Raw genomic sequence first — 22,362 nt, 5'->3', positions numbered from 1 at the left:
ATGGTTGAGTAGTTAGTTGGCTTATCACTGAATTAGTTAAACTAATCTATGGCATTTTTCAACTGCCGACAGGGGTCAAATCCACAATTTTAGGGGGTAATGGAGTTTTTTCGGCAGGGAAACTAAACCGAATTCCGGATGTTGATCAGATTGGCGGATGCCAACAGGGAAACGGTGCCCACTGACCGAACCAAACGACCATCAATAATCAATATACAAAAATCGCATAAAATGGAATTTGAAAGATTTGCTATCCATATCGACGAAAACATCCTATTTGTCATTCCTCAGGGCGATGATACCTATATCATCTATCAGGGAGATAAACGGCTCGGTGTTATTGAACGCGAATGGATCAACGCTGAGCAGAGTTGGGCATCAGCGGAGCTTGGGGACGCTGAATATATCAGACACATAGGCAACGCTATAGACGATCAGGAAATGTAACAGTTTTCCGCCTCGCAATCGCTAATTTTAGGTTATGTGGTTTAAGTTGCATCAGATGGCTTAAAAAAGGACAGAAAAAATCATTTAAAGCCTTTCCAGACAAGACAACTCACGGAGAAAGCTCGATGATCAATAACGATCTTTGAAACACAAAAAAAGGCCTTCCTCGCTATGAGAAAGACCTTTTTTAGTGGTATCAGCTGGAATCGAACCAGCGACACAAGGATTTTCAGTCCTTTGCTCTACCAACTGAGCTATGATACCATTCCCTGTTTGGGGATGCAAATATAGTCTATTTTTTTATTCTCCGGCCTCAATATGCAATAAAGTCAAAGAAACATCATCCACCTGGCAGGAAGCCCCGCCACGGCCATTAGCTCTAAACCCTATTTCAACCGTACCATTTCTGATGGGTATACGTTTCAGCTCAAAAGCCTTCCAATCAGAATCCGCACCTTCTATCTTGTACACCTGCCGTTTTCCTCCACTCTCCGCATACACTTCCAGGACTGAAAATCCATCGGTGTTCCGGATAACAGCCTTGAGGTTGTAAAACCCGTCGGGCAACTTAAAGTAAGGAGAAGAACTGATCACCTGCGAAACATTACGCTCAAAATCAACCACATCGCTAATCTGCAGACTCTTCTCTCCTGATACTTTCAATCGGTCTTCCTCTGTATTAAAATAGTTAAGAGCGGGCGACACCAAGCTATCAAGAGAGATCTCATTACCCTTCAACACTCTAGTTTCCCAGCCTGTCAGCACCATCTGCACCGGCTTCACCACACTCGGAATCCGCTTGCGATCCGCCTCAAAACTTCCGTTCTTAACATAGTTATTATCCTTTGCTACCTCCCACTCCCCTGTCCTGGCATCCAAATTCCAGGAGCTTAGAGAATTAAAATAAGGCCGATCCCCGTTGAACGACAGCGGAACCCATACGTTGTATCCCAGGCCATTCCCGGCGAAGTTAGCCCACCTGTCGCCACAGTACACAACCGTTTCCTGCTTACTCCCTTTCAGCGTTACAAAGAATCCGGTTTGAGATACATGAGCATAATCTTTCTCGGCACCCTCCATCACCAACATCTCATTATGCGGCCTGTATGGCCCTCTTACATCGTCGGCTACCAGGTAATAAGCCAGAGATCCATCCCAGCCATAGATATTAGAGGCAGCCATGTAGAACTTCCCTTTATACTTGAACATGCAGTTTCCTTCGCGACTTGCTCCCTCAAAGATCTTTGTACAATCCAACAGATCCACTTTCCCATTCTTCATCCCGATTTCTGAAACATAGATCTTATGCCTTCCTCTGCCATAAGAATATACCAGGTAAGACTTCCCCGTATCCTCGTCTGTAAAGACCGTCTGATCGCCGGTATTTGTGGTTCCGATACGATCCAGCATGCTGATCTTCTGATGCCATTTGAATGGTCCGGCAGGAACATCTGAAAGGGCGATGAGCACCTCCGAGCCATGCTGCACGAACATCGCATACTGGTCTATCTCCTTCACAAAGGCGACCCCGAGTCGCCCTACCCAATTCCACTTTCCATCGGGCAAGGCTTCAGCTTTTGTCATCGCCTCTGCTTCGAATGTCCAGCTAACTAAATCGACTGAGGTATAACAAGTAACAGATTCGAAGCTTGCCTGTGGCAAGGTGCGGTTGGGAGAGTTCCGGTAGGTTTCCGCTTCCTTGTAATGAACGCCATACCAGTAATATTTCTCTTTGCCGCTGCCGGGATCTTTGAACCTGAAAACACCTCCGCCCTGGCTATAGATCGGCCTGCCGTCAGTGGTGTCCCAGAATGCATCATTTTTGATATTGAGCTTTTGAGCTGCTACCTGAGTGCAAGTGCAGACAAGAAAGCTAAGTGCAAAGAAACAGCGCACCGCATTGGTACTAGAAAGAAAATTTAAGTATACGTGCATGTACAGCCGAATGGACTAAGGCATATTTTTCTTATCAAAGCGCCACTGCGAATTCTTGGCGAGACCCGCCGGGTTGCCTGAGAACACTTTGCCGGCCTCCTTGTCGCCCTTCAACTGCCATTTATACCATGCTGTAGCGACTTTTGCAAACTCACCACCATGTGGCTGCATATAGGTCCCGCCATGACCGACGTCCATATTCGCAACAAAAACCGGTACGTGATTGATCTGCTTGTAATCGTCCATCCCGTTCGCATATGCAATGTCCGTCTCTCCACCGAGAAGATACAGAGTAGGAGTATGAATCTTCTGAAGGTTATTCTTGGTCAGGTTGGGCATATTGCTGATGCCATTGCCGGGAGTATTAAAGATACCGCTGTTACAGACCACTATTGTGCTGATACGTGGATCTGCAGATACTTCAAGTGTTTGCAGTCCGCCGCATGACATGCCGCTCACCGCTATCTTCTTCACGTCCAACTTATTGAAATAAGGGCTATTCTTATCATTGTTCTGAGCGATAGCCCAGTCGATCGCATCCGTAAGCTGCGAAGATGTTGATCTACCGCTACCTTTCTCTCCCTCTGCCGGCATCGGACCGATGGCCACTACCAGGAATCCATGAGAAGAGACCTCCGACAAAAAGTTTATATGCTCCCAGGGGGAGTTCGCACAGGCTCCGTTACCCCAGGCAATTATCGGCAGCTTGGTCTTACTACCGAATGCACTTAAGTCTTTAGGGCGGAAAACGGTATGGGTAGTTAGACTACTTTCGCTTATCATAATGGCGCTGTGTGGACCTGTTCCTCCATCTTCTACAACTCTCGAAGTAGGACGAACAGCAACAGACTGTTGCTGTGAAAATCCGGGTGTAGACATAGCCAGTGTAGCCATGGTTAGCAATACACAAAGGGCCAAAGGTTTCCTGATCATATTATTGGGTTTTAGGTTAGCTATAGGTTAGCGCAATAAATATAATGAAGTATTCACAACGGAAGCGATATGGCCAAGTTTTTTTCGGTAAAAAACAAAAAAGCCTCCCGGTTTTCCGGAAGGCCCATATCGTGGGAATTACTGGGTTCGAACCAGTGACCCCTACCTTGTCGAGGTAGTGCTCTAAACCAGCTGAGCTAAACTCCCTTCATCTAAAAAGCCTTCCAGTATGTACTGAAAGGCTTTTTGGTGGTATCAGCTGGAATCGAACCAGCGACACAAGGATTTTCAGTCCTTTGCTCTACCAACTGAGCTATGATACCGTTCCCGTGATTGGGTCTGCAAATGTAGGTTCTTTTTCTAATTTCTAAAACTTTTTTTCAAATAAATCTTACCTCAATCGCTCAAATTCCAGTTGCCTCTTGATTATGAGATCATTATCTTTCAGCTATACAATCTTGAAACAAGGCGGCATAAGACCTTACCTTGCGCCAACCGAAACTTATTTAATAAAAGAACAACTATCCGCTAAGTGTAAGGTATTTTCAGTATAAGAAGACCTGCCTCAACGTCTAATATTCCGCTTTTATATGCTGGCCTATAGAAAGCGCTTTGCGGTAGTGATAAGTCCGACTTAGCATGTTGTAAGTCGGACTTATTCCGCCTTAAACACTGCTGAAATATGGGCGTATACAAAAGCGTATATGCTTCAATCTGACAACCGCCAGACGGATTTTGAGATACGTTTTTTTAAAAATAGCATAAAATTTTGTCGATTTTCAGGAAAAAATCGTCATCAGGGCCTTGCTGATCTACCTTGCCTCTCTAAATCAAAATAACATTATGGCAAGCATTGACAACAAAGGAAGAATACACGGAAAGGCAGGTTCCGTCATTTACCGCATGTACCGCGGCAAGAACATCATGCAGGGGAAGCCCCGCAAATTTGAACAGACTGAAGGAAGCATCCGGGCATCCACCGAATTCGGCTTGAGCAGCTCGGCTGCGGCGGCGATCCGCCGGGCTTTTGAGCCGGCTTATATCCACCGGGACGGTGAAGCGGTGAGCCGCACCACCCAGCAGGTGTACCGCAGTCTGCGTAACAGCCTGAGCGGCAGCATCGGTCAGCGTGACCTTCACGATGCCAATTTGCAGGACCTGCTGGGGATGGATTTCAACGGTGCCAGTCCGCTTGCAGAAGTCCTGCAGATTAGCCACAGCGTATTCCGGAATGCAGAGGGCAATCTCGAAGTAAGCCTGGGCAGGTTCAAACCCAAAGAAGATGTGAAAAAGGCTGCAGGATATCCCGATAGCGCATCCCGTTACCGGATACGGCTAATGGTGGTGGCATTGGACTTCCGGCAGGAGTACCTGGAGTATCTGGACATCAAGGATCTGGATGTGCACAAGACAGCGGTTATGGAGGCCCAAACCATTACCCTGAACGCAAAGGCAGACCCAGGCTGCATCGTGATGCTGAGCATGTCGCTGCTGATGTATGATCAGGTGCCACATACCTGCGAATATGTTCTGCTGAACACCAAGGGCTTCAGTCCCTGCGCCATTATCGGGGCCTTCCCGGCTGAACAGGCGGCGCCGATGGCGGCCAAACCCTTCCGCCTCAGCAAAGAGGCCTACCCGGATCGTCACGAGAAGATACAGGAAATGGGTTATGATGGTAACCGGTTGCTAAAAGAGTTCCAAAATAAATATAAGCCGGACCAAGGCCTTACCACTCCCTCGACACAAAGGCAGCAAACGGGATGTACTCTAGGTAAAAAATTATCTTTTAACAAGTTAACCAAATAGAATAACCGCATTCGGAAACCTTCAAAACTAGACATTGCGCTGAGACAGGGATCTATACGGATTACGTATATTTGACCCATGGAATTTTCTGATCAATCAAGAGTTTGGATCTACCAATCCAACAGGGCTTTCACCGCTTCTGAAGCGGCTACAATTGAAAAAGATCTGAATGCTTTCGCAGCTCAGTGGGAAGCGCATGGTGCTCAACTGAAGGCAAAGGGCGAGCTGCGTTATAACCGCTTCGTGATACTGATAGTGGACGAAGTACAGACAATGGCTTCGGGATGCTCTATAGATCGCTCTGCGGGCTTTATACGCGACTTGGAGCAAGAATACGGCGTGAATATGTTCGACCGCTTTAATATGGCTTATAAGAAGAACAACGAGGTGTATTCATGCACACGGGAGGAGTTTGAGTCTTTAGTGCAAGCCAACGAGATCGATGGCGATACCATCGTATTCAACAATTTGGTACTCACCAAAGGAGAACTGGATGCTAACTGGGAGATTCCTTTGAAGGACAGCTGGCACGCAAGGGTTTTTGCTTAGGCAGAATAACCGACTTAATCCGGCAGTTTGATAAAGCGCATATTGCGGAGGATAAGTCCGCGCTTATAGTAAATATAACGGGTTGGGTTTGCAGGTGTCCATTTTCGTGGATTTGGAAACACGGCTACGAGTAAGGCGGCCTGTCTTTTGCTTAAGCTTTCTGCTGTTTTGGAGTAGTACTCCAGACAAGCGGCTTCTGCACCATAGATACCATCTCCCATTTCAATAACATTCAGGTACACCTCGAGGATACGTTCTTTGCTCCAGAATATCTCAATCAGCATGGTAAAATAGGCTTCGAATCCCTTGCGCAGCCAGGAGCGTCCACCCCAGAGAAATACGTTCTTAGCGGTCTGCTGAGTGATGGTACTGCCCCCCCTGATGGGCTGACCGGCTTTATTTTTCAGATAGGCCTTCTGAATAGCATCTGCATCGAACCCCCAATGCTCGAGGAAACCGGCATCTTCACCCGCAATGGCGGCCACTTTAAGGTTGTGCGACATCTTATCATAATCCCGCCACTCATGATCAATCTTCCAGGTTTTGCCATCCCACTTACGTTCTACCGCACGTTGTACCATCAGCCAGGTAATAGGCGGGTTAACGAAGCGGTACAAGAGTACCCATAGTACACTGATAGCAAAAAAGTAGAGGATGATCTTTTTAACCCAACGAAGCAGCCTGGGAAATTTAAAGAATGAAGACCTGGAGGTAGAGCGGGATTTTTTGCGGGCCATTTATTAGTTACGAAAAAAGGCGCCCTGATATGGGGCGCCCTTTTATAGTTCTTAGTTTAACTTATTCAGCTACCACTTCGAAAGGAACCTGAACCTTAACCTCTTTGTGAAGGTTTAAGTTAGCAACATACTCGCCAACAAATTTAGGCTCAGTTTCGAAAGTGATACGACGACGGTCAACTTCAAAACCTTCTTTTTTCAATGCTTCAGCTACCTGGATGGTATTTACAGCACCGAAGATTTTTCCGCTTTCACCAGCCTTAGCGCCGATAGATAACTTAACACCTTCTAATTTAGCAGCTACAGCAAGAGCGTCATTTTTGATCTTCTCTTGTTTGAACTGAGCTTGCTTTAAATTTTCAGCTAAAACTTTCTTTGCAGAAGAAGTAGCCTGAATTGCATATCCCTTAGGAATAAGGAAATTGCGTCCGAAACCTGGCTTAACGTTTACTACATCGTCTTTCTCGCCGAGGTTCTTAATATCTTGTTTTAAAATTAATTCCATGCTGATCTACCTCCTCTTATTTTAATGAATCAGTAACATAAGGTAATATACCAATATGGCGTGCACGTTTAACTGCCTGAGCAATCTTACGCTGGAACTTCAATGATGTTCCGGTTAAGCGACGTGGTAAAACTTTACCTTGATCGTTAATGAACTTCAAAAGGAAGTTTGCATCCTTATAATCAATATACTTGATACCGTTCTTTTTAAAACGGCAATATTTCTTACGTGTATCCTCTACTTTAGGGGCTGTTACGTACTGAATTGTTTCTCTTGCCATTATTTTGCAGCGTCCTCAGTTTGATTTTCAGGTTTGTTTTTTTTCAAGAATGCTCCGCTACGTTTCTTTTCGTTGTACGCACGTGCATGCTTGTCAAGAGAAATCGTTAAGAAACGCATCACTCGCTCGTCACGTCTTAGTTCAATCTCCAGTTTTTTAATTAAGTCACCCGGAGCCTTAAATTCAGTTAGGTGATAGTATCCTGTAGTCTTTTTCTCGATAGGATACGCAAGTTTCTTCAAACCCCAATTGTCTTCGTGGACAATCTCGGCTCCGTTATCTGAAAGAACACCGCGGAATTTGGTTAAAACCTCTTTCGCAGCTTCGTCTGATAACAACGGGGTAAGAATGATTACTGTTTCGTACTGTTGCATTTTGTAATTTAATTATCAGTTGTTTACCCTCTTAATAAGGGAGTGCAAATGTAGCAGATTCTATTGATAAAAACAAATTCCATTCTATTCTTCGCAGCCTTGCACATCATCGGCCTTCTCCTTATCTTCGTGGCGATGGATAATTTTTTGGTATCGGCAAGAAAGTACAGACCAGCGACGTTCGAAAGCGTTGTAGGCCAGCAACATATCACCAATACGCTAAAAAACGCCATTAAGAACAACCAGCTTGCGCAGGCCTTTTTATTCTGCGGACCGCGTGGTGTGGGTAAGACTACCTGTGCGCGTATCCTGGCGAAAACAATCAATTGTGAGAACATCACGGCCGAAAATGAGGCTTGCGGAACCTGCGCATCCTGTCGCGCTTTCAGCAATGGAAACTCATTCAATATCCATGAACTGGATGCCGCTTCTAACAATTCCGTAGACGACATCCGCAGTCTGACGGAACAGGTTCGTATCCCTCCCCAGTCCGGCAAGTATAAGATCTATATCATTGATGAGGTTCATATGCTTTCTCAGGCGGCCTTTAACGCATTTCTGAAGACTTTAGAAGAACCTCCTTCGTACGCCATATTTATTCTGGCGACTACAGAAAAGCATAAGATCCTGCCCACCATCTTATCAAGGTGTCAGATTTTTGACTTCAACCGTATCAAGGTAGAGGATATGGCCGGTCACCTGGCTAATATTGCGAATAAAGAAAATGTAGCTTTTGACAAAGACGGCTTACATGTGATCGCCCAAAAGGCTGATGGCGGATTGAGAGATGCCCTATCGATGTTTGACCAGATCGTCAGCTTCTCTAACAGGAATGTAACCTACAAGGCGGTTATTGAAAACCTGAACATTCTGGACTATGATTACTACTTCAAAATAACCGATTATCTGCTGAATCAGGATATCGCTTCCACCCTGCTGGTGTTTGATGAGATCCTGACCAACGGATTCGACGGAAATAACTTTATAACGGGACTGGCTTCGCATTTCCGCAACTTACTCGTAGGGAAAGACAGTGCTACTCTGAAACTACTGGAAGTAAGCGACGGAATCCGAACGAAGTACCTGGAGCAATCCAAAAAAGCTTCGGCTTCCTTCCTGCTTTCAGGGCTTAACATTGCCAATCAATGTGACCTGAACTACAGGAACAGTAAGAACCAGAGGCTGCAGGTAGAGATTTCGCTGATAAAGATATGCCACATTCATTCCGCACTAAATCTCGCTGCTTCCGGTCCGACTGAAGCAGCAAAAAAAAAATCAGCTAGCGGGGTAACGTCAGGGCATCCGGCAGCTGCTGCGGCAAATATTGCTCCTCAGGGTGCATCTTCTCAACCGGCATCTGCCATTCCATCTCTTCCGGCTTTGGAGAAGCCAGACCCGGCACAAGCACAGGCAACGACTAAGCCGGCACTACCGATTAGTGCGCCGTCATCGACGCCGTCCTCACAAGCAAATGCGTCTGCTCCGCTACCAGCAGCGACGTCATCTGTACAACCGGACGCTGTTTCGAAACCGAAGATTGCCATCAAGCCTATGAAGGCGGTAGCATCCCTGATTCCTAATCTCAACGATTTATCGGCACCGGTGATGGAGGAGGAAGATAATGGGCCCAAATACCTATCGGGTGATTCCAAAGAGCCTTTTAATGAGGCGGAGCTGATCACTACCTGGAATCAATACACAGAGAAATTATTAAAGCAAAATAAGATAAACCTCTATACGCTGATGACCAGCAACACGCCTGTTTTGAAAGATAATTTCCAGGTGGAGGTCACTATTGAGAATCGGATACAGGAGGATTTACTTACTGTTGAAAAAGTAGATCTTTTAAATGCGCTGAGAGTACAGCTCCGGAATTACAGCATTGATCTGGTTCTCCGGCAGGCGGAGAAAAATGAGAAGAAGCGATTATATACTTCTCATGAAAAGTACCAGCACATGGCTACCAAAAACCCTGTGCTGGAAGAGTTTAGAAAAAAGTTCAATCTAGAGATCAATTAAAGAAAGTTTCCTTCTTTATCGGGGTCATCATTCTTCGGATAACCTTCTTCATCAAGATCGTCACGCTGATCTTCGGGAGTTTCTGCAAGCTCTTCGTCTATTTCGTCAAGCTCCACGATCTTGCCGCTGTCTATGTGCATACCGTATTCGGGTGTAACAGCCGGATCGGCGCCGTCATTGGTACGATGATATTCATCGTTGGCCGTAGGATTTGCTTCATCAAAATCTGAGTCAAAGTCGCTTCCGTTTCTGCCTGCAGTGTCGTAAGGGTCGGGATGCTGGTAATCCGGATCGTTACTCGCTACATCAATTTCGTAGCTTTCCTCGTCTTCATTATATACCAGGTCTTCACTCCCTACATTAGCTCCTAAATCATCTTTCTGAGTTCTGTTCCTGTCTGTGTTATCATCATTCAGCTCAGGAAACGGTGTATTTTCGTTATTCATAGTGCAAATAGGTTTTATACCGTTAAAAGCAACCGAAAGGGTTAAATGTTTGTCAGAAATAGCTTTTGAACAGGCATAAACCTTTCTGTCTATTCAATTTTTATATCTTTGTGTATCTGAACAAATTACTCAAAACAAATTCAAATATGTCAGTGCAAAAAATTAAAGTAGCGAATCCGGTAGTTGAGCTGGACGGAGACGAAATGACTCGTATCATTTGGAAATTCATCAAGGATAAGCTGATCCTTCCGTACCTGGAGCTTGATATTAAGTATTATGACCTGGGTGTTGAGAAACGTGATGAGACCAATGACCAGATCACTGTGGATGCTGCTAATGCGATAAAACAATACGGTGTAGGTATCAAGTGCGCTACCATCACTCCTGATGAGCAGCGTGTGGAAGAATTCGGCCTGAAGCAGATGTGGAAATCTCCTAACGGGACGATCCGTAACATCCTGGATGGAACTGTATTCCGCGAGCCTATCCTGATGAATAACGTTCCTCGCTTGGTTCCTAACTGGACTGCGCCTATCTGTATCGGCCGTCACGCTTTCGGTGACCAGTACCGTGCTACAGACTTCGTTACTAAGGGTAAAGGAAAGCTGACTGTAACTTTCAGCCCTGAAGACGGTGGCGAAGAGCAGTCTTTCGAGGTTTACAACTTTAAGGGTGATGGTGTTGCTTTAGCGATGTACAACACTGACGAATCTATCAAAGGATTTGCACGTGCTTGTTTCAACCAGGCATTGATGAAACAATGGCCTCTATATCTTTCAACCAAGAACACCATCCTAAAAAAATACGATGGTCGTTTCAAGGATATCTTCCAGGAAATTTATGAGCAGGAGTTCAAAGCTGAGTTTGATAAGACCGGCTTAATTTATGAGCACCGTCTGATTGATGATATGGTTGCTGCTGCTTTGAAATGGAACGGAAACTTTGTTTGGGCTTGTAAAAACTACGATGGCGACGTTCAGTCGGACACTGTTGCTCAAGGATTTGGTTCTTTGGGTCTGATGACATCTACGTTAATCACTCCGGACGGGAAAGTTATGGAAGCTGAGGCTGCACACGGTACGGTAACACGGCACTACCGCGAGCACCAGAAAGGTAACCCTACATCTACTAATCCTATCGCTTCTATCTTCGCGTGGACAAGAGGTCTGGAATTCCGTGGTAAGCTTGATGGCAACCAGGAGCTGATCGACTTCTGCCATACATTGGAAAGAGTTTGTATCGAGACTGTCGAAAGTGGTAAAATGACCAAAGATTTAGCGATCACTGCTAAAGCTAAGGTAGAACATGGAGTTGATTACCTGTACACTGAGGAGTTCCTTGATGCTATCGATGAGAATTTAAAAGCGAAACTGGCTAAATAGTCCAGATAAAGCATATTGCAAAAAGGGGATGACCAGTTAACGGCCATCCCCTTTTTGCTTGATTGGATTTCCTTTCAGGCTAGGTTAAGCGGCAGTTCGAATATAAACTCCGAGCCTTCCCCAAGCTTACTATTTACCCATATTCTACCATTCTGTCGTTTCATTATCTCACGGGTAATATACAGCCCAAGACCTAATCCAGATACGGTGCTATGCTGACTATTATAGATACGATAGAACTTTTCAAAGAGCTTTGGTTTCATTTCATCTGAAATACCGAAGCCAAAATCCTGTACCCCACACATTAAAACCGTTTCGGACGGGTACGTCCGCACAACTATCTCGTTAGCTTTAGGGGAATATTTGATGGCGTTGGTAATCAGGTTAGTTAATACCTGACTGATTCGCTCTCTGTCGGCCTTAATTCTGTCTTGTCCTTCTTTTATAGTGCGTATAAAATGCGTATCTACACCTACCTGAATCTCACTGACCACCTCGTCCAGCAACTCATTGAAAGAAAACTCAACATGGTTATAACGAAGCTTACCCCCTTCCATATTCGTTACATCGAGCAAGTCGTATATGATGCCTGTCAGCTTGTTTAACTGTTTATTCATACGGTCGAACATTTGACTGATCTTGGGATCCCCCAGTTTGCTGAGCTCCCTTTGAAGGATTTGTGTGTAAGCTTTAACGGAGGTGATTGGGGTCTTCAACTCGTGACTGACTATACTGATAAATTCATCTTTTTGAGTTTCCTGTTTTTTACGTTCCGTGACGTCTACTGTAATACCGATGGCTTTGACCGGAATACCTTCATCGTCCTTGAGAATGACTCCCCGAATACCGATCCATTTCCTTGTACCTTGGGCGGTAATGATCCTGACCTCGGCTTCCATATCACCGTGCTGCAATGCTTTGTCAAACGCATCTTTATATATGGGCAGATCTTCTTCGACGACATGTCGGACGAAATCCTCCCGACCCCACCAGGAAGGTGCACCGTTTTCATAGCCGAAAATCTCGTCATATCTTGCCGAACGGATAGAGGTATTACTAATCAGATCAAACTCCCAGACACCGAGCTTATTCGCGTCGATTGCCAGAGCAAGACGATGCTGGCTTTCCTCAAGACGTTTTCTATTAACCACCTGTTCAGTCAGTTCGACTGAAACATTAACCACTCCGATGATTTCATTACGTTGATTTCTGACAGGTTCAATCAGTACATTATAATACAAAGTCTCTGTTTTTTCGTTTCTCAGAAAGGAAACACCGAGCTCTTTGTTTACGTAGGATTCTCCTGTATTTATGACATTCCGGAAGATGGTAAAGACCTGGTCGCCTTCCAGACCGGGAAGCAAATCAAAAATGTTCTCTCCTTCGATTTCATCAACACTTTCTTTATTGAACACTTTGGTCATGGCCTCGTTCGCAAAATAGACCACAAAATCTGTGTTCATGAAGAAGATTCCCACAGGCGCTTTCCTGTAAAGTTCATTCATGAAGGTCTTGTAGCTGCTTAACCGGTCTGATATTGTTTTTCGTTGGTTTCTATGCACTATTTCACTTATCAATGTTACATCTGTCTTCTATGCGACGTAATTGTATATAACTGGCCAGTTGAAGATTTAAACTGGTTCAAATTTCGAAATAAAAAATCTAATTCATGAAAATCAACTCAGCTATTGCGACAATTATTTTAGGACTTTTCATCTTTTCTGGCTGCGCAGCGAGAAAAGCAGCGTCAGAGTCACAGTCTCTTATATCTCACAAATGGACCCTGCTGTCTGCTAGTGATATAGATGCCGGTTCTTCGGGTGCGTTTATTGAATTTGGTACTGCCCCAGGAGAAGTACGCGGGAAAGCGGGTTGCAACGGCTTTGGAGGAAACTATACTGCTAAGGGTAGCGCACTTAAATTCGGGGGAATGATGGGAACGAAGATGGCTTGTCCGGCACTCGATGTTGAGAACGCCTTCTTCCGCGCACTGGAATCCACTGAGCGTTACGAGATAAGCAACGATAGACTCTTCTTATACCAGGGTAACAAACTTGTGGCGACCTTACAGGCAACCGATAGGTAATTGACATAAAAGTCGTATCTTGTCATTCCTAAGTTATTGAAAATGCAAGTACGCGCTAATCAATTCGTCTATTTTATAGCCGTTGTCCTGTTTGTTATTTCTGCCGGTTCTGCCTTTGCACAGAAAATGGAGGCTCAGCTTTCTTCGGAACTGATCGATTACGCAAACCGTGAGGTACAGACCTCTCTTTCCACGAATCAGATTGACGAGGCATCTGACGATCAAGTATTGCAGCTCGTGAAAGACAATTTGCTTTCAAAGATGAAAAAGAACCTTAGCGATGAGTCTGCCGTATTCAGCGGATTTTCATCAGGAAGGCAGGTCATCTATACGATATGGCAGATCGAGGCAGAGGTAAATAATGGCGGGTTCCATCAGCTCTTTACAAGCACCGCAGGGAAATTTATAGAAAATGCGGAGACAGCGTTCAAGGCCATACAAGCCTCCCGTTTTGCAGACCTGGTTCGTGAGGTAAACGAAGAGCACCGGAAGGGCTCAGCGAATACAGACTGGAAGTCATTTGACAATAAATTTCTTTCTTTATACGATCAGGAAGATTTACAAAAACTGAAGATTGCCTATATTCGCGCCAACAAGCACGAATTTGCTGACAATTAAGTCCTCAGTTGGAAAATAAAAAACCCTCCCTTTTACTTGTCGTAATTGCCTTCGCTACCGTTTACGTAGTATGGGGCTCCACATATTTTTTCATTCAAAGGGCGGTTCATGAGATACCGCCTTTCTTAATGGGATTCATCCGCTTTGTTACAGCCGGGCTAATCATGATGGGCTGGTGCGTTGCCAGGGGCGAAAAAGTCTTCAAAAGGGAGTATATTCTGCCATCTGCATTGACCGGATTTCTGTTGCTTTTTATCGGAAACGGAGCGGTGATCTGGGCTGAGCAATATATTCCGAGCGTTGTAGTGGCCATTATGGTATCGTCCTCTCCGATATGGTTTGTATTGCTTGACAAATCGAAATGGTATATCAACTTCAATAGTATGAGTACCGTCATCGGACTTATCATCGGCTTTGGCGGTGTAATCCTGCTTTTCTGGGATCAGGTAAGCGAAATTTTCGCTGCGGGAGGAGATCAGAACAGGCTTCCCGCTTTGCTGTTATTATTACTGGCTTCCATATCCTGGTCGGCCGGCTCACTTTATTCTAAGTATAAGTCCAAAGGAGGTTCGGCGGCTGTGAACACGGCGTGGCAAATGACTTTCGGCGGACTGGCCTTTCTTCCGGGCAGCCTTATTCAGGGCGAATGGACAAGTATTGCCTGGAGTACTGTATCCATCGAAGCATGGTCTTCCCTCGTTTACCTGATCCTGATGGGATCCATCGCGGCTTTTAGTGCTTATGTGTGGCTTCTTCAAGTGCGCACCGCAACGCAGGTGAGCACCTACGCTTATGTCAATCCGGTCATTGCTGTTTTGCTTGGGGTATTCTTTGCAAACGAACACGTTTCCTTTATTCAGATTATAGGACTTACCGTGATACTTGGCAGCGTATTGCTTATTAACCTGGCTAAGTACAGAAAGAGTATACCTTAGGCTTCAGGCGGAGGCTTGTAAAAAGAAAAGGCTCATCAACCGCTTGGATTGATGAGCCCTTTTAAGAAACCGGACTAATATCCCGGGTTTTGCGTTACATCTGCATTATTCAGATCCAGTGCGGCTGTAGGTATCGGTCTGAGGATTTTGGCTTGCCCATCCGGGCCAATGAAGGGATTAACTCCCTGATCAAACCAGTTCGTCTTAATGTCCCGGTTCAGTGTTCGCGTTCTTTCAATCAGCGTTCCTGTACGTTTCAGGTCAAACCAGCGGTGAAACTCACCAACCAGCTCGCGTGCTCTTTCGTCGAGAATAAAGTTGATATTCATATCACCTGCTCCGACCACCATCTGTGCGGTTCTTCCCGGCTTGGCAGCTCTTCTGCGGACCTCGTTGACCCGCTCTGCTGCCAATCCAGTGTTTCCCGCTTTCAAATAAGCTTCGGCGGCGATCAGGTAGGTTTCACCCAAACGGGCCAGGAAAAGATCCCGACTGCTTGATCCGTTTCCAACGGAGAACTGCGACTTCGGATCGTCAAACTTTTTCACGGTTGGACTGGCATTGTCGGCTACCGTTCTTTGGGATGATTCCCAGGCCAGCGAATACGGTATAACGGTGGCTGTGTTACGGCGAGCCGGATCTTCCGCCTTCCACTGTTCGGCGGTGCGGGTATCCCATTTCGGCTTGTAGTAGAAGCGGATCGTTAAGTTAGCGCGCTCACTCCTCTTGTCGTAATAATCATAATACCTCGCATAATGGTAAACCATAAACGTGGCATCAAATCGTGCATCGTTTTCAGTGAACGTATCAAAAGTGTACATCGTCGGCACCAGCGCATAGTTTCTCCAGGGATATCCCTGTACAGCTCCCTGACCGCCCTGGTAGGGACCAAAGAAATTACCCTGCCCGTTTCCACCTGTCGTTGCAGTGGGCAGTGAGGTGGCGTCGAACTGGATTGAGAATAAAATCTCCGGATCACGCTCATTACCGGGATAGAAAAGATCCTCAAAAGAGGTGGTCAGCTTCTGACTGTTAATCGCTGCGTCGGCAAATTGGGCTGCTGTTTGAAAGTCCTGCGCCGTTCCATAGCTTTCGTAGCCTCTGGTAAGGTGTACCTTGGCCAGGTAGTGACGAATGGCGCGCTTAGTTACCCGGCCATATTGAGAGGAGGTTTCAGGAACCAGTTCGAGAGCTGCATTCATTTCGCTAATGATAAATGCATATACTTCTTCCGCCGGTGTACGAGTAAATTCGGACTGAGGGGTGGTAGTACGATCTGTAACCAATGGAACGCCGCCAAAAGTTTGAACGAGCAGAAAGTAGTAGTAAGCACGGAGGAACTGCATCTCGCCTTTTCTTACAGGCAAATTTGCAGACTCTGCAGTATTTGCATTGAAGTACAGCGCCGTATTACAGATCTGAATAGATTTATACAGGTTCGTGTAAAAGCTCAGCACATAAGGGTCGTCGGGATTCAGGTTCCGGTACTCGCTTAAGCTCTTCGGCTGATCGCCGGTCCTGCCTTCGACGTACATATCCGTTCCGGCACTGAACATATAAGCACTGCTGGTTCCGGTATAAGCGTACACGTTACGAAGGGTTGAATAAGCTGCATTAATGAGCTTCTCGTATCCTTCCTGAGTTTTGTAATAATCTTCAGCAATGATGTTCGATTTATTTTCCTCTTCCAGGTAATCCTTGCATCCCGCGAGGGTGATGAAGAGAAGCAACAGGGAGTATATTTTTAATGTTTTCATATCTATTTCCTAGAATCTTAAGTTCACACCAAGCTGATAAGTGACAGTTGAGGGTGCGAGATTATTTAATGAACCGGTAGAATTGTTGTCGTTAGTAGCGTTCACATTCGGGTCTACACCGTTTGCGCTTTCAGGATCGAACCCATCAAACTTGGTCCACACAAAAGGATTTAAGACATTGGCATAAATCCTCAGGCTTTTTACGTTTACTCTCTTTAAGAGATCAGAAGGAAGTGTATATCCGAGTGAAATATTCTGCACTTTAACGAAGGAAACGTCTTTGTAATACCCAACTCCTGCTATACCACTCCAGTACGGCCCGATGTTATTCGGCATAGGATAAGCGGTGGATGTACGGGTTGGTGTTACTAAGTTTTCTGACATGTAGTAATCATAATATACCTTTTGAGTTCCGCGGTCTGCGTAATTTCCGTATTGAGAATGGAACGGGCTGAAGACCTGATGTCCCTGACGGGCGAATATGGATGCGGAAAAATCAAAGTCTTTGAAAGTTACCTGAGTAGAGAAACCTCCCGTCCATTTTGGATCTTTCTGTCCGATGATAGCCCTATCCTCTGTACTGCTGATTCTCTTCTGTTCTTCGTTCGGGTTGAAAATATCTTTCACCCTCGCCTGTCCCGGGAACTGGCCATATATTGCCGCTTCGGCTCTTTCTGATTCCTGCCATATACCATCATAGACATACGTGTAATTCACGTTAATAGGCTGTCCGATGAACCATTTATTACCTACCATATCTTCCTTACCGTTTAACAGCTCGAGAATTTCGTTCTTATTACGTGCAAAGTTGATGGAGGTAGTCCAGTTGAAGTTCTTGGTAGACACATTGATCGTTCTAAGGGAGAACTCGATACCTTTGTTGCTAACGGAGCTGACGTTATCGATAATCGACGGGAAACCATTTTCAATGGCGATAAGCCTGTTGAGGATCAAACCTTTTGATTCTTTATCGTACAGGTCGAGACTACCACTGACTCTTCCTCTGAAGAAGCCATAGTCCAGTCCGAAGTTATACTCCCTGGTTCTTTCCCAGGTAAGGCTGGTATTGGGCAAACGACTTGCGACATAACCCAGCGCCTGTGTACCGCCGTAATCATAGAAAGACGGGCTGCCCAGTGTTGCCTGGGTGCCATAAGGCTGTACACCGTTATTATTCCCGGCCTTCCCGGCACTTACGCGAAGCTTCAGTTCGGAGATAAAATTGTATTTCTTGATAAATTCCTCTTCAGCCAGCTGCCATCCCAGTGCGATAGAGGGGAAAGATGACCATCTGTTGCCTTCAACCAGTCTGGAGGAACCATCCCATCTGTTGGCCAGAATAATATGATAACGGTTTTTGAATGAATAATTCAACCTCGCCATGTAGGATACCAGGGAGAATTCGCTATACTGACTGCTTGAAAGCTGTCTGTTTGACGATGAGCCCAGGTTATGGTAGGAAGAATTGAAGGGAAGGTCATTTACGCGGAGTGAATCCTGTTCAAACTGATCCTTCTGCATACTTTGCAATCCGGTGAATGTAAAGCTGTGATCTTCGATATCCTTTTTAACGGTAACCATATTATCCAGGATATAGGAGAAGTTCTGTTGATTTACACGCTGAGCATCGGGCAGCAAGCCGTCGCCTTCAGTGGTTAGAGACCCCCAGAATCGGCCATTGCGTACATTCGATACACTTGGCTGGAACGACGACCGAACAGTGATCCAGTTTACCGGAGCAAACTGAAGAAACAGGCTACCCACTGCGAAGTTACGTCGCGTATTATTTTCGGTGTTCGGAATTTCAAGCAGCGGGTTCACCGTACTTGTTAAGCTGGTAGTGGTAGTGGCGTTAAGCGGTATTTGTCCGGGGCGAAATACCAGATTGCCCTCATCATCATAAGGCTTAAAGATAGGTGCCATCGCAAAGGCATTTCTGATAGCGACATCGCTACCGCGCTCCGTTTCAGAAAGCGAATAGTTAATACTTAAACCGGCAGACCATTTGTCTGAAAGGTCAGTCTCGACACTGGATTTCAGGTTATAACGGCTGAATTCTTCCTGAAGAAAATTACCTTTCTCTTTTTGGTAACCCGCACCCACCACATATCTGATCTTAGCATTATCACTTGTTCCGGATATGTTGAGAGAATGGTTGGCCTGAACTCCGGTTTGAGTAACGAGGTCGATCCAATCGGTATAATCTTTCTCCGCCAGGCGGTTCAGGATGGTAGGGTTGTCGAAACTACCGATGGTATTGGTATAATTGGTTCTGCCAGCAAGCAGTTCCGGAGAGATATATGTATTCTGGCGGTATTCCCACCATTCGTCGCCTGTCATAAAGTTTGGCATTCTGGCCAGCTCTCTGACACCGGCATATCCATCATAAGAGATCGTTGGTGCGCCCTTTACCGTTCCACCGCCTTTGGTAGTGACCAATACCACACCGTTTGATCCTCTGGAACCGTAAATAGCGGTTGAAGCGGCATCCTTCAGGATGTCCAGTTTAAAGATATCCTGAGGGTTGAGGAAGTTGATATCCGGTACAATCACTCCGTCGACCACGTAAAGAGGCTGCCCTCCGGCGAGTGAGTTCTGACCGCGGATCTGGATGTTGTATCCGCCACCGGCCCTGCCGGAACCCTGAGAGATATCCACCCCGGCAACCTGGCCCTGAGCGCCCTGCAGGGCACTTACCGTACCGCGCTCAGCGATGGCCTCACCACTGACGCTTGCAACTGCTGTTGCAACTTGGGACTTACGTTGAGTACCGTAACCGACGACCACCACCTCATCGAGGGCCTGAGCATCTTCCTGTAATTTGATATCAAACGTTTGCTGGCTGCCGACAGGCACTTCTTTGGACTGATAACCAGTGTAAGAAACGGAGAGAACCGGGTTGGATCCGGTTATTGTTAGTCTGAAATTTCCGCTTACATCGGTACTGGTACCTGCATTTGTACCTTTTAATCTGACTGATACTCCGATCAGCGGCTCGTTGGTCTTAATGTCGGAGACTTTCCCCGAGACTTGTCTGCTTTGGGCATTTGCCTGAAAGCCTGAGAGACAAAGCATCAGGCATAAGAGCGCAAAAAATTTGGTCATAAAAATTAGGTTTAATAATACGTTAGAGATAAATGGTCAATGATGGCTCATAATAGTCTTTAACTATGTCATAGGAATTGCTAGATGATTGGTTAGACTGCTAATTAGTTAAACGCTCCGGTTTCGCCCGGGGCGTCCTGTAGCATCCTGCAATATATAGATATTTTATTTTAAATGAAACGGCGAATTCGGACAAAAAAAAAGCTGTTTGGCTTTCGCCAAACAGCTTTTTTTTTGTGGAAATGGTCTTAAGACTTCAGATCACGAATGGCCTGCTCTTCCCGCAGCTTATCGACATTATTGGAATCTCCAAAAGAATCAGTTTTCCCGGCGAAATACTCCAGTATGTCTGCTATAGTATCCATATTGTCGGCTGTACGCTGATGCACATCCGGCAGATCCTTTTCTAATTTTTTATCTCCCAGCTCTATATTATCGATTTCGATCTTAGCGATCTTCTGTATAACAGCCTGCTGGCTATTTTTCAGGTCTTCAAGCTCTCGTACTATCTTCGCCATCAAATCGAATTTCTGCAACTTGTCCATAGTTTCTCATTTTTAGTATGTACGAGGATAGTGCAATAACTCTGCCGAAACTTCAGATAGCGATTAGATAAAAGCCTAAATCGCTTTGGTTTTGCGTTTCAGCCAGTCCAGATCGGAGCCATCGAGGAAAGGGCTTAGCATGTGGAACACTTTTGCATTATAAGCGTTCAACCAGTTGATATGGCGTGCTTCAAGAAGCGTCTGATCTACCGGATCGGTTTCTATTACAAATTGCGTTAACGTTTCGAACGTATAGAACTCACCAAATTCCGTTTGTTGATCGGGAATGGTAAGTACCAGATTCTCGATCCGGATGCCGTATCTGGAAGGGCGATAGATTCCCGGCTCTACGGAGGTTACCATTCCGAGCTCCACATCGACCAATAAGTTTGATGCGTTGAAGACCTGAGGACCTTCGTGAACGTTCAGAAAATAGCCTACTCCATGTCCTGTTCCGTGGCCATAGTTTCGGGCATGGTCCCAGAGGGACTTGCGGGTGATGGCGTCGATCTGGTAGCCTTTAGTCCCCTTTGGAAAGCGTGCTGTTGACCCTTCAATCATAGCCCTCAGAACAAGTGTATAGTCTGCCTTTTCCTCCTGGCTGAGGTTGCCTAATGATACCACGCGGGTAATGTCTGTTGTACCCTGAAGATACTGGCCTCCTGAATCAAGAAGGAACAAGCCATCCTGCATTAGCCTTGAGTCGCTTTCCAGGGTTGCCTTATAATGCGGCAGGGCTCCGTGTTCAGCATAACCGGCTATGGTATCAAAGCTTTCGCCCACGAAGCCTTCCTGCTCTGCCCGAAAGGTATACAGCTTTTCGGCAACTGAGATTTCGGTTTCCTCTTCGTTGACCATGCTTTCTTCCAGCCATCTGAAAAAGCGTGTGAGTGCGACTCCATCACGAACCATCGTTTTACGGATATTCGCTATTTCCGTTTCGTTCTTGATTGCTTTGAAGTTTGTGCTTGGATTGATATCCTGAATAACTTTGATGCCCATCGGGATCTGACGGTAAATTGCGAAACAGGTTCTCTTTGGGTCTATCAGTATCGCAGAGGAAGATGTTAATGAGGAGACAGTCTGAAATACGTCCTGATACGGACGTATTTCTACTGACCAGCTTTTTAACCTCGTGCGGTCAGCAGCGCTAAGTTTTGCTATATCTATAAACAGGGTAACATTTTTTACGGAAATCAACGCAAACGCCAGCGTCACGGGATTGCATTTCACGTCAGCGCCTCTGATATTAAACACCCAGGCGATATCATCAAGCGATGAGATGAGGTGATAGTCGGCACGCTTCCTTTTAATTTCCTGCTGAATGCGCTCCAGCTTCGAAGGTACGGTTTCACCTGTAAGGGCATCATCCAGAAGAAATGCAGGTGAAGCAGGTAAAGCTGGACGGTCTTTCCATAAGCTATCCAGATAGTCTTTATTTTCAACGATATTGATATCGGCTGCTAATAACTCCCCCTGAATGGTCTGGGCGAGCTGTACTGATATGAGATTTGAGTCGAATGCTGCGGTAGCCTGGGCGTCAAGATTCTCGGCAAGCCAGGCGATATATTCAGGACTACCCTGAGCAACCAATTTGACGAGTTCGAAACCGCTACCATGGAGTTGTTCAGCCGCCTGAACAAAATAACGGGCGTCGGTCCATAAACCCGCAAAGTCCTGAGTGATTACCAATGTTCCCGCTGAACCGGTAAAACCTGAAGCGAAAAGAATACATTTATAGCGGTCAGGAAGATATTCGCTGATATGCGGGTCTGCAGACGGAATGATGTATGCATCCACTTTATCATTTAGCATCTGGCGCCGGATTCCTGATAGTTTTTCCTGATATGTCATTTCCTTAGAATAAGGACGCAATTTACAAAATATGAATATGGCTTTC

The 22,362-nt window shown here is 45.7% G+C and carries 20 protein-coding genes and 3 tRNA genes; 8 read left to right on the top strand and 15 right to left on the bottom strand.

What is annotated here, in order from left to right; genetic code table 11:
* Nucleotides 1-231: 231 nt before the first annotated feature.
* Complete coding sequence (locus tag B0I27_RS00520) at nucleotides 232-447, top strand: hypothetical protein (RefSeq protein WP_146133068.1); 216 nt, start codon at nucleotides 232-234, stop codon at nucleotides 445-447.
* 191 nt (nucleotides 448-638) lie between these two features.
* On the opposite strand, the gene B0I27_RS00515 is transcribed toward B0I27_RS00520, so the two are convergent.
* The 5 genes from B0I27_RS00515 to B0I27_RS00495 form a co-directional block, all read right to left on the bottom strand.
* Nucleotides 639-711, bottom strand: a tRNA-Phe gene (locus tag B0I27_RS00515).
* Between the two features lie 36 nt (nucleotides 712-747).
* Nucleotides 748-2,382, bottom strand: coding sequence for a family 43 glycosylhydrolase (locus tag B0I27_RS00510; RefSeq protein ID WP_106290323.1), 1,635 nt, complete (start codon nucleotides 2,380-2,382; stop codon nucleotides 748-750).
* A gap of 15 nt (nucleotides 2,383-2,397) precedes the next feature.
* Nucleotides 2,398-3,315, bottom strand: coding sequence for a poly(ethylene terephthalate) hydrolase family protein (locus B0I27_RS00505; RefSeq protein ID WP_219904950.1), 918 nt, complete (start codon nucleotides 3,313-3,315; stop codon nucleotides 2,398-2,400).
* Between the two features lie 132 nt (nucleotides 3,316-3,447).
* Nucleotides 3,448-3,522: transfer RNA gene (locus tag B0I27_RS00500), tRNA-Val, on the bottom strand.
* A gap of 40 nt (nucleotides 3,523-3,562) precedes the next feature.
* A tRNA-Phe gene (locus tag B0I27_RS00495) sits at nucleotides 3,563-3,638 on the bottom strand.
* Between the two features lie 520 nt (nucleotides 3,639-4,158).
* Between B0I27_RS00495 and B0I27_RS00490 the strand changes: the two genes are divergently transcribed.
* Nucleotides 4,159-5,124, top strand: coding sequence for a hypothetical protein (locus tag B0I27_RS00490; RefSeq protein ID WP_146133067.1), 966 nt, complete (start codon nucleotides 4,159-4,161; stop codon nucleotides 5,122-5,124).
* A gap of 78 nt (nucleotides 5,125-5,202) precedes the next feature.
* The gene (locus tag B0I27_RS00485) at nucleotides 5,203-5,673 is read left to right on the top strand and encodes an ABC transporter ATPase (RefSeq protein WP_106290317.1); all 471 of its coding nucleotides are present in this window, start codon (nucleotides 5,203-5,205) and stop codon (nucleotides 5,671-5,673) included.
* Between the two features lie 14 nt (nucleotides 5,674-5,687).
* Here B0I27_RS00485 and mtgA read toward each other — a convergent pair whose 3' ends face one another.
* The 4 genes from mtgA to rpsF form a co-directional block, all read right to left on the bottom strand.
* Nucleotides 5,688-6,410 carry a monofunctional biosynthetic peptidoglycan transglycosylase gene (gene mtgA / locus B0I27_RS00480; RefSeq protein WP_106290315.1) on the bottom strand — a complete coding sequence of 241 codons (723 nt, stop codon included), beginning with the start codon at nucleotides 6,408-6,410 and terminating at the stop codon, nucleotides 5,688-5,690.
* Between the two features lie 61 nt (nucleotides 6,411-6,471).
* Entirely contained in the window at nucleotides 6,472-6,915 is a 444-nt protein-coding gene (rplI, locus tag B0I27_RS00475; protein ID WP_106290313.1) for a 50S ribosomal protein L9, read from the bottom strand.
* A gap of 16 nt (nucleotides 6,916-6,931) precedes the next feature.
* Nucleotides 6,932-7,195, bottom strand: a complete 264-nt coding sequence (gene rpsR / locus B0I27_RS00470) for a 30S ribosomal protein S18 (protein WP_106290311.1) — start codon at nucleotides 7,193-7,195, stop codon at nucleotides 6,932-6,934.
* Nucleotides 7,195-7,569, bottom strand: a complete 375-nt coding sequence (rpsF, locus tag B0I27_RS00465) for a 30S ribosomal protein S6 (RefSeq protein ID WP_106290309.1) — start codon at nucleotides 7,567-7,569, stop codon at nucleotides 7,195-7,197. The genes rpsR and rpsF overlap by 1 nt, the downstream gene beginning before the upstream one ends.
* A 135-nt stretch (nucleotides 7,570-7,704) precedes the next feature.
* Here rpsF and B0I27_RS00460 point away from each other — a divergent pair, with 135 nt between their 5' ends.
* Nucleotides 7,705-9,588 (top strand): DNA polymerase III subunit gamma/tau, encoded by a 1,884-nt coding sequence (locus B0I27_RS00460; RefSeq protein WP_106290307.1) that lies wholly within the window; start codon nucleotides 7,705-7,707, stop codon nucleotides 9,586-9,588.
* Here B0I27_RS00460 and B0I27_RS00455 read toward each other — a convergent pair.
* Nucleotides 9,585-10,034 (bottom strand): hypothetical protein, encoded by a 450-nt coding sequence (locus tag B0I27_RS00455; protein ID WP_106290305.1) that lies wholly within the window; start codon nucleotides 10,032-10,034, stop codon nucleotides 9,585-9,587. The two genes, B0I27_RS00460 and B0I27_RS00455, sit on opposite strands and share 4 nt — an antisense overlap.
* Nucleotides 10,035-10,180: 146 nt before the next feature.
* Between B0I27_RS00455 and B0I27_RS00450 the strand changes: the two genes are divergently transcribed.
* Nucleotides 10,181-11,416, top strand: coding sequence for an NADP-dependent isocitrate dehydrogenase (locus B0I27_RS00450; protein ID WP_106290303.1), 1,236 nt, complete (start codon nucleotides 10,181-10,183; stop codon nucleotides 11,414-11,416).
* 74 nt (nucleotides 11,417-11,490) lie between these two features.
* Here B0I27_RS00450 and B0I27_RS00445 read toward each other — a convergent pair whose 3' ends face one another.
* Nucleotides 11,491-12,921 carry an ATP-binding protein gene (locus B0I27_RS00445; protein ID WP_106290301.1) on the bottom strand — a complete coding sequence of 477 codons (1,431 nt, stop codon included), beginning with the start codon at nucleotides 12,919-12,921 and terminating at the stop codon, nucleotides 11,491-11,493.
* A 164-nt stretch (nucleotides 12,922-13,085) separates the two neighbouring features.
* On the opposite strand from B0I27_RS00445, the gene B0I27_RS00440 reads away from it, so the two are divergent.
* The 3 genes from B0I27_RS00440 to B0I27_RS00430 are packed head-to-tail and all read left to right on the top strand — an operon-like array spanning nucleotide 13,086 to nucleotide 15,055.
* Nucleotides 13,086-13,502: an META domain-containing protein gene (locus tag B0I27_RS00440; RefSeq protein ID WP_106290299.1), complete on the top strand. Its 417-nt coding sequence runs from the start codon at nucleotides 13,086-13,088 to the stop codon at nucleotides 13,500-13,502.
* 42 nt (nucleotides 13,503-13,544) lie between these two features.
* Complete coding sequence (locus B0I27_RS00435) at nucleotides 13,545-14,120, top strand: DMP19 family protein (RefSeq protein ID WP_106290297.1); 576 nt, start codon at nucleotides 13,545-13,547, stop codon at nucleotides 14,118-14,120.
* An 8-nt stretch (nucleotides 14,121-14,128) separates the two neighbouring features.
* Complete coding sequence (locus tag B0I27_RS00430) at nucleotides 14,129-15,055, top strand: EamA family transporter (RefSeq protein WP_106290295.1); 927 nt, start codon at nucleotides 14,129-14,131, stop codon at nucleotides 15,053-15,055.
* A 74-nt stretch (nucleotides 15,056-15,129) separates the two neighbouring features.
* Here B0I27_RS00430 and B0I27_RS00425 read toward each other — a convergent pair whose 3' ends face one another.
* The 4 genes from B0I27_RS00425 to B0I27_RS00410 form a co-directional block, all read right to left on the bottom strand.
* Entirely contained in the window at nucleotides 15,130-16,812 is a 1,683-nt protein-coding gene (locus B0I27_RS00425) for a RagB/SusD family nutrient uptake outer membrane protein (protein WP_106290293.1), read from the bottom strand.
* A 9-nt stretch (nucleotides 16,813-16,821) separates the two neighbouring features.
* Nucleotides 16,822-19,917, bottom strand: coding sequence for a SusC/RagA family TonB-linked outer membrane protein (locus B0I27_RS00420; RefSeq protein WP_106290291.1), 3,096 nt, complete (start codon nucleotides 19,915-19,917; stop codon nucleotides 16,822-16,824).
* Nucleotides 19,918-20,165: 248 nt separating this feature from the next.
* Nucleotides 20,166-20,462, bottom strand: a complete 297-nt coding sequence (locus B0I27_RS00415; protein WP_106290289.1) for a hypothetical protein — start codon at nucleotides 20,460-20,462, stop codon at nucleotides 20,166-20,168.
* A gap of 75 nt (nucleotides 20,463-20,537) precedes the next feature.
* Nucleotides 20,538-22,316 (bottom strand): aminopeptidase P family protein, encoded by a 1,779-nt coding sequence (locus tag B0I27_RS00410; protein WP_106290287.1) that lies wholly within the window; start codon nucleotides 22,314-22,316, stop codon nucleotides 20,538-20,540.
* Nucleotides 22,317-22,362 lie beyond the last annotated feature (46 nt).

Source organism: Arcticibacter pallidicorallinus, from assembly GCF_003002875.1.
Taxonomy (GTDB): domain Bacteria; phylum Bacteroidota; class Bacteroidia; order Sphingobacteriales; family Sphingobacteriaceae; genus Arcticibacter; species Arcticibacter pallidicorallinus.
This window is presented reverse-complemented; position numbering and strand designations above follow the sequence as displayed.